Source organism: Stenotrophomonas maltophilia, from assembly GCF_013464485.1.
Classification (GTDB): domain Bacteria; phylum Pseudomonadota; class Gammaproteobacteria; order Xanthomonadales; family Xanthomonadaceae; genus Stenotrophomonas; species Stenotrophomonas maltophilia_AW.
On the sequence record NZ_RAUX01000032.1, the window covers coordinates 1 to 13,609 of the forward strand.

Here is a 13,609-nt window from a genome sequence, read left to right on the forward strand (position 1 = left end):
TGGGGGCGCCCCCCCCCCCCCCCCCCCCCACTACCGGGTATGCTCTTGCTGGCACACCCACCCGGATCCACCGATGAGCGACACCCCCCGCATCGCTTTCCTGGCCAGCTCCACCGAGCCCGCGCAGATGGCCCGCGCGGCCATGGTCTCGCGCTATGGCGACTATGCGCCCGAGCAGGCCGACGTGCTGTGCCCGCTGGGCGGCGATGGCTTCATGCTGCAGACCCTGCACCGGCATGGGCATCTGGGCAAGCCGGTGTTCGGCATGAAGCTGGGCACGGTCGGCTTCCTGATGAACCAGTACCGCGGCGACGAAGACGTGCATGCCCGCATCGGCCGCGCCGAGCCGGCCCATCTGCGCCCGCTGGAAATGGTGGCGCTTACCGAGTCCGGTACCAGTACCGGTTCGCTGGCCTACAACGATGTTTCGCTGCTGCGCCAGACCCGGCAGGCCGCGCATATCGGCATCGATCTGAACGGCCAGGAGCGCGTGGCCGAACTGATCGGCGACGGCGTGCTGGTGGCCACCCCGGCCGGCAGCACCGCCTACAACTACTCCGCGCATGGTCCGGTGCTGCCGCTGGGCTCGCACACCATTGCGCTGACGCCGTTGGCCCCTTACCGGCCAAGGCGCTGGCGCGGCGCGATCCTGAAGGCCGACACCGAAGTGCGCTTCCGTGTGCTGGACCCGTACAAGCGCCCGGTCAGCGTGACCGCCGATTCGCACGAGACCCGCGACGTGGTCGAAGTGACCATTCGCGAGTCGAAGGACCGCCGCGTGACCCTGCTGTTCGACCCGGAGCACAACCTGGAAGACCGGATCCTGAGCGAACAGTTCGTTTTTTGAGGACAATGGGCGGCCGGCCGTGCCGACCGCTTGAAGGACCCCCACCGATGGGCGACAACTCCCCCCGTTTGCTGACCGTCGCGGTGACCTCGCGCGCGCTGTTCGACCTCGAGGAAAGCCACGCGCTGTTCGAGAGCGATGGCGTGGCGGCGTATGCCGAATTCCAGCGCCAGCACGAGGACGACATCCTCGGCCCCGGCGTGGCGTTTCCGGTGGTACGCAAGCTGCTGGCACTGAACCAGGGCGCCAGCCCGGAGAATCCGCGGGTCGAGGTGATCCTGCTGTCGCGCAACTCGGCAGATACCGGCCTGCGCATCTTCAATTCGATCCAGCACTACGGCCTCGGCATCATCCGGGCTACGTTCACCGCCGGCGAGCCGACCTGGCCGTATGTGAAGCCGTTCGGCACCGACCTGTTCCTGTCGGCCAACCCGGAGTCGGTGCGCAGTGCGCTGCGCCACGGCATCGCCGCGGCGACCATCCTGCCCAAGCCGCCGGGTGAAACCGCTGCGGCGGCGGCTGACCAGATCGATACTGGTCGCCCGGCCGGGCAGCTGCGTATCGCCTTCGACGGTGACGCGGTGATCTTCGGTGATGAAAGCGAGCGCATCTCGCGCGAGCAGGGTGTGGAGGCGTTTGGCCGACACGAGCGTGAACGTGCGCGCGAACCGCTGAGTGGCGGACCGTTCCGCGGCTTCCTGTCGGCCCTGCATACGCTGCAGGAAGTCTTCCCTGCCGGCGAAAGCGCACCGATCCGCACCGCATTGGTGACCGCGCGCTCGGCACCGGCGCATGAGCGGGTGATCCGCACCCTGCGTGAGTGGGGCGTGCGCCTGGACGAGGCACTGTTCCTGGGGGGGCGGCACAAGGGACCGTTCCTGCAGGCCTTCGGTGCCGACATCTTCTTCGACGATTCGCAGCACAACATCGACAGCGCCCGCGAACACGTGGCCGCTGGCCACGTGCCGCATGGCGTCGCCAACGAAGGTTGACCCGACGGGGACATCCGGCGGGGTAGAGTCGACTGTTAGTCGACTGGCGCGCCAGCGCGTGTCTTTTTTGGGCGCTGAAGAGCAGTCGATTAACAGTCGACTCTACCGATACGCTCAACGGGCGGCCTACATCCCCAGCTGCAGGTCCACCACCTTCCAGCGCAGCCCCTGCGGCTCCAGCACCACCTTCATCGGCGGCTGGCCGGGACCGCGATCGACATCGATCACGAAGCGGTCCAGCGCTTCGAAATGATGTTCGGCATTCTTCAGCGGTTGCGCCGGTTCGGTCGGGCCGAAGGCATCGCCGCGCTGCAGTTCATTGCGACCGCGCTTCCACAGCACGTGGCCCTGCAGCATCGCGCCGATCCCGGTCGGGGTCACCATCGTCTCCACCGCGGCACCGCCCAGCTGGTCGCCGAGCCCATAGAGCAGGGCGCCGAACGGGCTGGCCGCTACATCCGGACTGGTCTGGCGCACCAGGTAGTCGTTGAGCTGGGCGCGCAGGCTGCTGCGCACGCGCGGGAAGTCGACATAACGTTCCAGACGCGCGGTGTCGCGCTGTTCGATGGCCTTGGACAGGCCATTGACGGTCATGTAAGGGCCGCCGAACCACCAGGCCGCCACGGCCAGGACCAGCAGCACAACCAGTGCGATGAGCTTCTTCATGCTGGACAGACTGCCGCAACGGCGGCAGTGCGGGGTGAAGACTCAATGACTGGGCGAACCATGGCCATCGCCAAAGGCGTCCACCAGTTGCTGGCGCTCGGTAGTGCCCAACGCCTCCAGCCGTGTCGCCAGCACTTCGTCCAGGCTGCGGATGCGGGTGGTACCGAGGATGCCGCTGGCCACGCCCGGGTGTCCCAGCGCATAGGCAAAGGCGGTCTGGGCAGGGCGCTGGCTGCGGATCGCGGCCACGGCGCGACGCATCTGGTGGGCACTGCGCATCAGTTGCCGGCTGCTGGGCTTGAGCCAGGCGCGCGCCAGATACCAGGCATCGGCCAGCCGCGGCAGGCGCGGACGTGCGGGCAACAGGTGGCCTTGTGCCAGTACGGTGCCTGCCAGTACACCGATGCCTGCGGCGTGCAGCTGGTCGATCAACGGTTCGCGGTCCTGCTGCAGGGCGTTGTAATCCAGCAGGACCACGTCGAAGGCGGTGGGGTGGTCGATCATCCAGCGCAGGGTCGATGCCGTGTGCGTATTGATGCCGGTGTGCCGGATCAGCCCACGTTCGCGCAGGCGTTGCAGCGCGGCCAGCAGGTCATCGTTGATGTCGTGCTGGCTGGCACCGTGCAGCTGGTAGATATCCAGGTAATCCAGGCCGAGGTTGCGCAGCGAGGCCTCGCAGCTGGCAGTGATGGCTGCCGGCGAGAAATTGCGTTGCTCGGCGCCGCTGACGCCGGCCTGGCCGGTCAGCGTGCCGCCTTTGCTGGAAATCACCAGCGACTCGCGCGGGTATCGCTTCAGCAACGGGCGTAGGATGCGGCCCAGCCGCGGCTCGGCGTGGAAACCGGAATAGTTGTGGCCGGTGTCCAACAGGTTCACGCCCTGTGCCAGTGCATGCTCGACCACGTGCGCGGCCGACTGTTCCGGGAAGCGGCGATGCCCCCAGAAGCCGGAGCAGCCAAGGCCCACCGGCGAAACCGCCAGGCCGGTGCGGCCCAGCGTGCGACGTTGCTGTGCCAACGGCATCAGAACTCCAGGTCCAGCGCCGCGCACAGGTAGTCGACGAACGCGCCGAGCCCGGCCAGATCCTTGCCCAGCGTGGACAGCAGGCGCGGGCCGGTCATGGTGGCGTCGTCCAGCGAGCGCCACATCACCCAGTTGCGGTGCTTGAGGTCATCGATGAATTCGAAGTCGGCCGGGAAGCCGCGCGGCGGCCGCACCAGCTTTTCGCTCTCCTCGAAGTCGAAGCGTTTGCGCAGGGCCGGTGCATGCGCGGCGGCCTTCCAGCTGCCGGGGTTGTCGAGGATGAAATGGCGCACGCGCCGCTGGGTCTCCGGTTCCGGGTGCCACAGGCCGGCGCCGACGAAGCTTTCGCCGGGCTGCAGGTGGATGTAGAACGAGGGCGCGGCCACTTCACGGCGGCGCTCATGGAACAGGCGCGCGCCCTGCCAGGTCTTGTACGGCGATTTGTCGTTGGAGAAGCGCGCGTCGCGGTGGATGCGGAACAGCGAGCCACCGACGCCACGGGTATCGGCGCGGAAGTGGTCGCTGACCTCCGCCAGTGCCGGCTGCAGGTCACCCAGCAGGCGCAGGAACGGCTGCCGGACGTGGTCTTCATACTGCTGGCGATGATCGTTGAACCACGCCTTGTCGTTATGCCGCGCCAGGCTGCGCAGGAACTTGAAGCTGGCGTCCGAGAAATAGGTACTCACAAGGTCTCCTGCAGCTGCTGGCCCCAGTCGCGCAGCGATTGCAGCAAGGCCTGGCGCCGGGTGTCATCGGGCGCTTCGGCGGCCAGTGCATCGAGCTGCTGCTGGTACTGGGGCAGGTTGAGTTCGCCCAGGCCGCCGTCTCCGAGCAGGCGCTGGCGGCGGTAATCCTGCCAGCGCTGGCGTTCAGCCGGCGCGAGGCTGTCGGGATGGTTGCGCGCACGGTAGCGGAACAGCAGTTCGGGCAGGCGCGGGTCGCGGAAGCGGCCTTCCAGCGCGGTCAGCTGTTCCGGCGCCGTGGTGCGGGCCAGCGCCAGCAGCGGCTTGTCGCCGTTGCCGAGGAAGCCGTCGTACAGCGATGCATCGACATCGGCCACGGTGGCCACGCGCGGTTGGTTGTAGACCTGGCGCGCCTTCTCTGCCAGCTGTGGGGCGAATTCGCGCAGGCGCTCGATCTTGGCTTCGATGGCCGCCACGTCCAGGCCCAGGCGCTCGTGGTCGTCGGCACGCAGGTGGTTCCAGGCGATCAGCGCCGGCACCTTGTTCAGGTGCACTTCCTTCAGCGGCACCCGTGCGACGCCTTCGGGCAGCTCGCTGGCGCGCATGTACAGGCGTTGTGCGATCACATCGGCCGGCAGTGCCAGCAGGTCGTCGATGTCGCCGTCCAGGTCGAACACGATCACGCGGTTGTTGATGGTGGGGTGCACGGCCAGCGGCAGCACCGGTGCCGCGCACAGGCGGCTGGCGGGGTAGCGCATGGAAATGTGCAGCACCGGCTTCATCGCGGTCACGTCCAGCAGGCTGCCGACGAAGCGCTTGTCGCGCAGCTTCAGCGCGTACTCCCACAGCCGCGGCTGCGACTGCTTGAACAGCCGCGCCATGCCGATGGTGGCGCGCACGTCGGACAGCGCTTCGTGCGCATCGCCTTCGCGCACGTTGTTGGCCTCGGCCAGGTGTTCGAGCTTGAACGAGGTGGCGCCGTCTTCGCGCAACGGCCACTGGATGCCGTCCGGGCGCATCGCGCGCATCAGCCGCAGCATGTCCAGCAGGTCCCAGCGCGAATTTCCGTTGCGCCACTCGCGCTCGTACGGGTCGTGGAAGTTGCGGAACAGGCCGTAGCGGACGAACTCGTCATCGAAGCGCAGCGTGTTGTAGCCCAGCGCGCAGGTGCCGGGGCGGGACAGCTGCTCGTTGATGCGGTCGAAGGCTTCGGCTTCGCTGATGCCATTGGCAAGCGCCTGTTGCGGGGTGATGCCGGTGACCAGGGTCGCCATCGGTGAAGGCAACAGATCATCGGCCGGGCGCACGAAGAAGCTGACCGGGGTGTCGATCTCGTTCAGATCGGCGTCGGTACGGATGGCGGCGTACTGCGATATGCGCGTGCGCCGCGGGTCCTGGCCGAAGGTTTCCAGATCGTAGAACAGGAAGCTGTCAGCCATCAGTGCGCGCCCTCCAGGACCGGCAGCTGCGCATGGACCTTCGCTTCCAGTGCGGCCCAGTCGATGTTGTCCAGTGAATCGAGGCCAGCCGTGGCCGCCACCAGCATGTCGCGCTGAAGCTCGGTACGGCGCTGGGCGTCCGCGTACGGCGTATGCAGGAAGGTGACCATCGTGTAGTGCGGCACGAAGCGGGTCGGCCAGCGTCGCTGCAGTTCCTGTTCCAGTTCGCGCTGTAGCAGGAAGGCGGGATCGGCGACGCGGTCGCGCATTTCCAGGTAGTTCTCCAGCGCCATCTGCTGGATGGCACGTGCGTTCGGCTTGCGCTCGTTTTCGAACGCCGCGAACGCGCCTTCCAGGTCGTCGGCTTCCATCAGATGGCGGGCCAAAGCCACGCAATCCTCGAACGCGCAGTTCATGCCCTGGCCGTGGAACGGCACCATCGCATGTGCGGCATCGCCGATCAGTACGGCGCGGCCCTGCTGGTGCCAGCGATCGAGCGTCAGCGTGCCAAGCAGGCCGGGTGGGTGCTGTTCCCAGTCCGCGCGCAGGTTCGGGATCAGCGGCAGGGTATCGGCGAACTCGCGCGCGAACAGTGCTTCGGCCTGCGCGCCGGTGTTGACCGTGGCGAAGCTGGGATCACCCTGGTTGGGCAGGAACAGGGTGACGGTGAAGGTGCCTTCGTGGTTGGGCAGGGCGATGCACATGTAATGGCCGCGCGGCCAGATATGCAGCGCGTTGCGCTCGATGCGGAAGCTGCCGTCGGCGGCAGGCGGAATTTCCAGCTCCTTGTAGGAGTGGTCGAGGAACGCGATGTCCTCACCCAGCGGCGCCCGCCGGTTCATCGCCGCGCGCAGCGCCGAGCCTGCACCATCGGCACCGATCAGGGTGTCGAAGCGGATGTCGTGCGGGCTGTCGTCGCGGTCATCGATGAAGCGTGCGTAGCCGGCATCGAAATCGACGGTATGCAGACGGCGGTGGAAGTGCACGGTCGCGCCAGCCTGTTCGGCCAGTTCCAGCAGCGTCGTGTTCAGATCGCTGCGATGGATCGACCAGATTACTTCGCTGTCGTCGCGGCCGTAGCGTTGCAGCTGCGGTTCGCCTTCGCGCGGATGCACCATGCGTCCGCGCATCATCACCGCACGCGCCATGACCTCGTTTTCCACACCGGCCTGGCGCAGCGCGTTGCGCCCACGCTCGGCCAGCGCCAGGTTGATCGAGCGGCCGCTCTCGTAGTCGGCTACGCGAGGATCGCCGCGGCGTTCGTACAGGGTGATGCGCCAGCCCTGCCGTGACAGCAGGATGGCCAGCAGGGACCCGGCAAGGCCGGCACCGATAATGCTCAATGAGCGGGAAGCGTGTGCGATCAACGAACTGTCCAGCAGTTGGGGAGGGGACGGCTCAGAGGCCGGCCCAGGCTTCCACTTCCTCGACGAAGTGGTGCACGTCCAGGTAGCGGTTGTAGAGCGGGGTAGGCGAGATGCGGATCACGTCCGGCTCGCGCCAGTCGCCGAGCACGCCGATGCCGCGCAGGTGCTCGAACAGGGCACGGCCGCGCTCGCGGCCACCGATCACGCGCAATGACAACTGGCAGCCACGGCGCTGCGGCTCGGCCGGGGTGATGATGTCGAGCACGCTGGACAGGCGTGCGCGTACAAGCGCTTCGAGCATGCCGGTCAGTGCCAGCGATTTGCTGCGCAGCGACTCCATGCCGGCGCGCTCGAACAGGTCCAACGAGGCCCGCAGCGGCGCCAGGCCGAGGATCGGCGGGTTGCTCAGCTGCCAGCCTTCGGCGCCGATGGCAGGGGTGAACTGTGGTGCCATCTGGAAGCGGGTGGACTCTTCATGGCCCCACCAGCCGGCAAAGCGCGGCAGCGTGGAGTCACGATGGTGGCGTTCGTGCACGAAGGCACCGGCGACCGCGCCGGGGCCACTGTTCAGGTACTTGTAGTGGCACCACACGGCGAAATCCGGGGCGACGTCATGCAGGCGCAGCGGCAGGTTGCCGACCGAGTGCGCCAGGTCGAAGCCGATGCGCGCACCCTGCAGACGGGCGGCGCGGGTGATCGCATCCAGGTCGAAGGCCTGGCCGGTGCGGTACTGCACGCCCGGCCACAGCACCAACGCCAGGCGCGGGCCATGTTCGGCGATGGCACGTTCGATCGCGGTGAGCGAAATCGTGCCGTTGGCTTCATCTGGCTGCACTTCCACCAGGCACTCGGCCGGGTCGAACCCGTGGAAACGGATCTGTGCTTCCACCGCGTGGCGGTCGGTCGGGAATGCGCCGGCTTCCATCAGGATCACCGGGCGCTCGGCTGTCGGCCGGTAGAAGCTGACCATCATCAGGTGCAGGTTCACGCTCAGCGTGTTCATCGCCACCACTTCGCTGGGCAGCGCGCCGACCACACGGGCCAGCTGGGCACTCACCAGGCGGTGGTAGGACAGCCACTGCGTCGGGCCGGTGAAGTGGCCTTCCACCGCCAGTTCGCCCCACTGCTTCATCACTTCCTGCACGGCCGCCTGTGCACTGCGTGGCTGCAGGCCCAGCGAGTTGCCGACGAAGTAGGTCTGCTCGCCGCCGCCATGGCGCGGAATCAGGAATTCATTGCGCAGCGGGCGCAGCGGATCGGCGGCGTCCAGGGCAATGGCGTGGGTGCGGCTGAGCAGGTCGGACATGGTCGGGCAACAGGCTGCAACGGGGCTGCCAGTGTAGCGCTTGGCTGCGTGCCTGCCGCTGATCCTGTAGAGCCGAGCCCATGCTCGGCTACGGGGGGGGCGGCAGCCGAGCATGGGCTCGGCTCTACAAGGCGGTGGCTCAACCCGCCGCCGGCGCCGGCAATGGATCCACGTGCCCGCATTCGCTGCAGGTACGCAGCTCCAGGCTGGCGTGGTAACGCGCGAACACCTTGGGCAGGTCGGTTTCGATGTTCTGCAGCGCGAAATACTCTTCGTGCAGCTTGTGGTTGCAGCGCTCGCAGTGCCAGATCACGCCGTCCATCTCATGCGGCAGGCGCTTGCGCTCCACCACGAGGCCGATACCACCGGGTGGGCGCCGCGGCGAGTGTGGCACTTTCGCGGGCAGCAGGAAGATCTCGCCGGCACGGATCGGAATGTCGCGCACCGCGCCGTCTTCCTGCACCTTCAACACCATCTCGCCTTCAAGCTGGTAGAACCACTCCGGGCCTTCGTCGTAGTGATAGTCGGTGCGCGAGTTCGGCCCGCCCACCACCATCACGATGAAGTCGCCGTTGTCGATCATCTTGTTGCCCACCGGCGGCTTCAGCAGGTGGCGGTTTTCTTCGATCCAGGCGTGCAGGTTGATCGGCGAAGCGAGCATGGTGGTCATCCGTAAGGGATCAGTCGCGCTTGCCCTTGCGCGGGACGTAGGACAGGGCCTTTTCATACGCCGGCTGCAGCTCTTCCTGCGAACCGACGTCGATGCCCATCTCGCGCACGCGTCCGTCCTTCAGGCTGTAGACCCAACCATGCACCATCAGCTTCTGGCCGCGGGCCCAGGCGTCCTGCACGATGGTCGAGCGGCACAGGTTGGCCACCTGCTCGATCACGTTCAGTTCGCACAGGCGTGCGTGCTTGAGCTCGTCGGTCTCGATCGCATCGAGGATGCCGGTGTGCTTCTGCATCACGTCGCCAACGTGGCGCAGCCAGTTGTCGGCCAGGCCGACGCGGGTGTTGTGCAGGCAGGCATGCACGCCGCCGCAGCCGTAGTGGCCGACGATCAGGATGTGCTTCACCTTCAGCTGGTCCACCGCGTACTGCACCACGCTCAGGCAGTTCAGATCGGTGTGGGCGACCACGTTGGCGACGTTGCGGTGCACGAACACTTCGCCCGGGGCCATGCCGATGATCTGGTTGGCCGGCACGCGCGAATCGGAACAGCCGATCCACAGGTATTCGGGGTGCTGCTGCTTGGCCAGCTGGTGGAAGAACTCGGGGTCTTCCTTCTCGATCCGGTCGGCCCAGTCGCGGTTGTTCTGCAGCAGTTTGTGGATGTCTTTCATGTATGGGTCCCTGGCGTCGGGTGGGGGCTCGCCGCAGCCGTCCGGCTGCGGCGTCGCGGGAATCTGGGGCGTTCAGTCGCTGCGGGCGGCCTGTTCGCGGTGCCAGCGCATCCACTGCGCCAACTCGGTGGAAGCGGGGGTGCCCAACTGTTCCAGTTCGGCGATCACCGCGCGCTGGTTGGCATCGGGATGGTTCTGGCTCAGTTTGAGCTTCAGCTGCACCTGCTCGACCTGGAAGCGGAAGCCGGCGATGGCACGCAGCTCCGGGCCATGTTCGGCGCGCGAGGCATCGAACTGCCAGGTCTGGCCGACCCTGGCTTCGAAATGATCGCTGATCGCGCCGACCAGCCCGGCCAGCGCGTCGACGTCGTCGAAGGGCTGCAGCTGGCCGCGCAGTTCGGCGACGGCGTAGTTCCAGGTCGGCACCCGCGCCGCAGGTTCCTTGTCCGGATACCAGCTGGCCGAGACATAGCCATGCGGGCCGTCGACCAGCATCTTGGCCGCACCGTTGTGGCGCGACTGCGGGTTGGCGCGGGCCCAGTGGCCGCGCAGTTCGATCTGCTGCCCGTCACGCCGGTACAGCACCGGCATCCGGGTCAGTTCCGGCAAGCCATCGCTGCCGGTCGTGAGCACGGTGACGAACGGATCGCGCGCCAGCAGGCGATCCAGCCAGAGCAGGTCGGTCTCGGCGAAGGCGCGCGGGGTGAACATGCTGGGGTCAGGCGCGCCCGCCCAGCGACTGGATCATGCGGCCACGCAGGCCCTCGTCGCTGTCGGCCTGCGGCGGCTGCACTTCGTGCAGGCTGAAGCCGCGCACCAGCGCGTCTTCTTCGTCCAGGCCGTCGTACTCGACGAATTCGGCGTCGAACAGCTGCGAACGGGCGGTGTCTTCGCTGTCATAGCTCAGCGTGTTGCCGTCGCTGTCGAGCACTTCGGCGGTACCGGCCGGGCGCACGCGCAGGCGCGCCCAGATCAGGGTGTTGCCGAGGCTGGCCAGCCACCAGCTGTCGCGCGAGGCGGTGATGTCATTCATGGATGTGTTACCAGAGCGAGGCCAGCCAGAGCAGGGCGGCCATGCCCAGTCCGGCCAGCAGGGTCAGCAGCGATACCCAGGCCGGCGTCGCCAGCCCGGACAGCGAACGGTCCGGCTGCTGGCGGTAATCGCGGCGCAGCAGCCAGGCCAGGGCATCGGGCTTGAGGAAGGCGCCATTGCCGAAGCGCGCGGCAAGCGCCGGGTGGCGGTCGCGCACGTGCACCAGGGTCAGCGGCCAGAAGATCACGAATGCACTGAACCCGGCCACTGCGACGCCGACGAAACAGAGGGCGAAGAACAGGGTCATGGGGCAGTACCTCCGTGGTCGTATGGGGCTTAGAAGTCCGCGCTGCCCGGGGCGCGCGGGTAGGGGATCGCATCGCGGATGTTGGACAGGCCGCAGACGTAGACCACCAAGCGCTCGAAGCCCAGGCCGAAGCCTGCGTGCGGCACCGAACCATAGCGGCGGAAATCGCGGTACCAGCTGTAATGCTCGCGATCCAGGCCGAACTGGGCCATGCGCGCGTCCAGCACGTCAAGGCGCTCTTCGCGCTGGCTGCCGCCGATGATCTCGCCGATGCCCGGAGCCAGCACGTCCATCGCGGCAACGGTCTTGCCGTCGTCGTTCAGGCGCATGTAGAAGGCCTTGATGTGCTCCGGATAGTTGGTCACCACCACCGGGCGGCCGACGTGCTCCTCGGTCAGCCAGCGCTCGTGCTCGGTCTGCAGGTCCAGGCCCCATTCGACCGGGAAGTCGAACTTCTTGCCGGACTTCTGCAGCAGGCTGACCGCATCGGTGTAGTCGATGCGCTCGAACGGGGCATTGATGAAGTCTTCCAGCTTGGTGATCGCGTTCTTGTCCACGCGCTCGGCGATGAAGGCCAGGTCGTCGCCACGCTCGTTCAGCACCGCGCGGAACAGATACTTCAGGAACTCCTCGGCCAGGCGTGCGTCTTCGGCCAGATCGGCGAAGGCGATTTCCGGCTCGATCATCCAGAACTCCGCCAGGTGGCGGGTGGTGTGGCTGTTCTCGGCGCGGAAGGTCGGGCCGAAGGTGTATACCTTGCTCAGCGCCAGGCAGTAGGCCTCGACGTTCAGCTGGCCGGACACGGTCAGGAAGGTTTCCTTGCCGAAGAAGTCGCGGCTGAAGTCGATCGCGCCCTTCTCATCGCGCGGCAGGTTCACCATGTCCAGGGTGGACACGCGGAACATCTGGCCGGCACCCTCGGCGTCGGAGGTGGTGATGATCGGGGTGCTGATCCAGTTGAAGCCGTTCTCGTGGAAGAAACGGTGCACGGCCTGGGCCAGGCAGTTGCGGATGCGGGTGACCGCACCGAACAGGTTGGTGCGCGGGCGCAGGTGGGCCACTTCGCGCAGGAACTCCGGCGACATCGGCTTGGGCTGGATCGGGTAGGTGAGCGGGTCTTCGACCCAGCCGACCACCTCCAGCGCGCTGGCCTGGATCTCGAACGACTGGCCCTTGCCCTGCGACTTCACCAGGGTGCCGGTGGCGATGACCGAGCAGCCGCTGGTCAGGCGCTTGATCTCGTCGAAGTTGGCCAGAGTGTCGTTGGCCACGACCTGGATCGGGGCGAAGCAGGAGCCGTCGCTCACATTCACGAAGGCCAGATTCGCTGAACCGCGCACCGTGCGCACCCATCCGCGTACCGTGACTTCGCCGCCTTCCGGGATCTTCCCGGCAAGCGCATGTTCAACGCTGACCACCGTCATGACTTGAATCCTCTGCTGATCGACTCGATCTGTGAACACGGGAGTTTACCGGTTGCAGCGTTCTGCTTGCGAGGCATTTTTTCGGCCGCTGGCTCCCTATAATGCCCCTGTATTCCTGGAGTGAGCCTCATGGCCGTCAGCCTGACCCCCATCGCCTTCGAGCGCGTGCAGCGCTTCGTTGCCCAGACCCCCGGCGCACTGGGCCTGCGCTTCGGCGTGACCAAGACCGGTTGCTCCGGCTGGGGCCACGTGACCGACCTGGCCCGTGACGAACGCGACGGCGACACCGTATTCGACCAGGACGGCGTGAAGATCTATGTCGATGCCAAGAGCCTGGCCTTGGTGGACGGAACCGTGATCGACTTCGGCAAGCATGGCCTGAGCGAGACCTTCACGTTCAGCAACCCGAACGCCACCGCCGAGTGTGGCTGTGGTGAAAGCTTCACCACCGACGCCGACAAGGCCTGAAGCACGGCTTTGGCGCCCGCCGGGCATGGCCCGGCGCTACCCGCCTGGTAGGTGCCGACCTTGGTCTGCACGAAAGGATCCACGGATGGAACGACCGGTTTTCACCTATCACCCCAACGCCTACGCATTGTCCTTTGAGGACATCGATGGTGTCTGCGACTGCTGCGGCGAGCCGCGGACACTGCGCTACCGGGGGCCGTTCCACACCTGCTTGGCCCCGGACTACCTGTGCCCGTGGTGCATTGCCGATGGCAGGGCCGCCGCCAGCTACGGCGGCGAGTTCACTGCCTGGAGTGATATCGAGGGGGTGTCGCCGGACCCGGACGATCCGCCGCCGAGCATCGCCCGCCCGCTGCTGCTGGAAATCTGCGATCGCACGCCGGGCTACGCCTCCTGGCAGCAGTCGGTCTGGCTCAGCCACTGCGAACGGCCCTGCGCCTTCCTGGGCTACGCCGGCAGTGACGATCTGCTGCCGATCCTCGATCAGGTCCGGCCGGACGTGGCGGAGGCCAACCCGGGCGACGCCGACTGGGTGCTGGAACACCTGACCCGTGACGGAGAGATGGTCGGGTGCCTGTTCCAATGCCTGGAATGCGGCCAGCACCGCCTTCACGTCGATCTGGGCTGATACCGTCACTGTTCAGGCTTGGTTGGCACGACGGCCGGGCGGGGCGGGTTGCCCGGCTCCCCCATCTGCGCCATAATATGCGG

General features: G+C 66.9%; 16 protein-coding genes. 4 read left to right on the forward strand and 12 right to left on the reverse strand.

Features of this window, described 5'->3' with window-relative positions; translation table 11 throughout:
• Nucleotides 1-73: 73 nt before the first annotated feature.
• Together D7Y61_RS14465 and D7Y61_RS14470 are read left to right on the forward strand one after the other, a co-directional pair.
• Complete coding sequence (locus tag D7Y61_RS14465) at nt 74-847, forward strand: NAD kinase (RefSeq protein ID WP_180867045.1); 774 nt, start codon at nt 74-76, stop codon at nt 845-847.
• Nucleotides 848-894: 47 nt separating this feature from the next.
• Nucleotides 895-1,839: a 5'-nucleotidase gene (locus D7Y61_RS14470; protein WP_005410242.1), complete on the forward strand. Its 945-nt coding sequence runs from the start codon at nt 895-897 to the stop codon at nt 1,837-1,839.
• Between the two features lie 126 nt (nt 1,840-1,965).
• Here D7Y61_RS14470 and D7Y61_RS14475 read toward each other — a convergent pair whose 3' ends face one another.
• From D7Y61_RS14475 to asnS, 12 genes are all read right to left on the reverse strand, one after another.
• The gene (locus tag D7Y61_RS14475; RefSeq protein WP_180867048.1) at nt 1,966-2,505 is read right to left on the reverse strand and encodes a DUF2939 domain-containing protein; all 540 of its coding nucleotides are present in this window, start codon (nt 2,503-2,505) and stop codon (nt 1,966-1,968) included.
• Nucleotides 2,506-2,547: 42 nt separating this feature from the next.
• Complete coding sequence (locus D7Y61_RS14480) at nt 2,548-3,528, reverse strand: aldo/keto reductase (RefSeq protein ID WP_180867050.1); 981 nt, start codon at nt 3,526-3,528, stop codon at nt 2,548-2,550.
• Nucleotides 3,528-4,214, reverse strand: a complete 687-nt coding sequence (locus D7Y61_RS14485; RefSeq protein WP_180867053.1) for a TIGR02453 family protein — start codon at nt 4,212-4,214, stop codon at nt 3,528-3,530. The genes D7Y61_RS14480 and D7Y61_RS14485 overlap by 1 nt, the downstream gene beginning before the upstream one ends.
• Nucleotides 4,211-5,650, reverse strand: coding sequence for an exodeoxyribonuclease I (gene sbcB, locus D7Y61_RS14490; protein ID WP_180867056.1), 1,440 nt, complete (start codon nt 5,648-5,650; stop codon nt 4,211-4,213). The genes D7Y61_RS14485 and sbcB overlap by 4 nt, the downstream gene beginning before the upstream one ends.
• Nucleotides 5,650-7,017: an FAD-dependent oxidoreductase gene (locus D7Y61_RS14495; protein ID WP_180867059.1), complete on the reverse strand. Its 1,368-nt coding sequence runs from the start codon at nt 7,015-7,017 to the stop codon at nt 5,650-5,652. The genes sbcB and D7Y61_RS14495 overlap by 1 nt, the downstream gene beginning before the upstream one ends.
• Nucleotides 7,018-7,048: 31 nt before the next feature.
• Complete coding sequence (gene kynU / locus D7Y61_RS14500; RefSeq protein WP_180867062.1) at nt 7,049-8,323, reverse strand: kynureninase; 1,275 nt, start codon at nt 8,321-8,323, stop codon at nt 7,049-7,051.
• Between the two features lie 139 nt (nt 8,324-8,462).
• On the reverse strand, nt 8,463-8,984 hold the full coding sequence (locus D7Y61_RS14505; protein WP_180867065.1) for a 3-hydroxyanthranilate 3,4-dioxygenase: 522 nt from the start codon (nt 8,982-8,984) through the stop codon (nt 8,463-8,465).
• 19 nt (nt 8,985-9,003) lie between these two features.
• Nucleotides 9,004-9,666 (reverse strand): carbonate dehydratase, encoded by a 663-nt coding sequence (gene can / locus D7Y61_RS14510; RefSeq protein ID WP_014037740.1) that lies wholly within the window; start codon nt 9,664-9,666, stop codon nt 9,004-9,006.
• Between the two features lie 72 nt (nt 9,667-9,738).
• Entirely contained in the window at nt 9,739-10,377 is a 639-nt protein-coding gene (locus tag D7Y61_RS14515; RefSeq protein WP_180867068.1) for an FMN-binding negative transcriptional regulator, read from the reverse strand.
• Between the two features lie 7 nt (nt 10,378-10,384).
• Nucleotides 10,385-10,699 carry a hypothetical protein gene (locus D7Y61_RS14520; RefSeq protein ID WP_006453002.1) on the reverse strand — a complete coding sequence of 105 codons (315 nt, stop codon included), beginning with the start codon at nt 10,697-10,699 and terminating at the stop codon, nt 10,385-10,387.
• A gap of 7 nt (nt 10,700-10,706) precedes the next feature.
• A complete protein-coding gene (locus tag D7Y61_RS14525; RefSeq protein ID WP_180867071.1) occupies nt 10,707-11,006 on the reverse strand; it encodes a hypothetical protein in 300 nt (99 codons plus the stop codon).
• A 29-nt stretch (nt 11,007-11,035) separates the two neighbouring features.
• The gene (gene asnS / locus D7Y61_RS14530; protein WP_079222389.1) at nt 11,036-12,430 is read right to left on the reverse strand and encodes an asparagine--tRNA ligase; all 1,395 of its coding nucleotides are present in this window, start codon (nt 12,428-12,430) and stop codon (nt 11,036-11,038) included.
• A 129-nt stretch (nt 12,431-12,559) separates the two neighbouring features.
• On the opposite strand from asnS, the gene D7Y61_RS14535 reads away from it, so the two are divergent.
• The gene (locus D7Y61_RS14535) at nt 12,560-12,898 is read left to right on the forward strand and encodes a HesB/IscA family protein (protein WP_079222388.1); all 339 of its coding nucleotides are present in this window, start codon (nt 12,560-12,562) and stop codon (nt 12,896-12,898) included.
• An 85-nt stretch (nt 12,899-12,983) separates the two neighbouring features.
• A complete protein-coding gene (locus D7Y61_RS14540; RefSeq protein WP_180867073.1) occupies nt 12,984-13,526 on the forward strand; it encodes a CbrC family protein in 543 nt (180 codons plus the stop codon).
• The last annotated feature ends 83 nt before the right edge of the window (nt 13,527-13,609 follow it).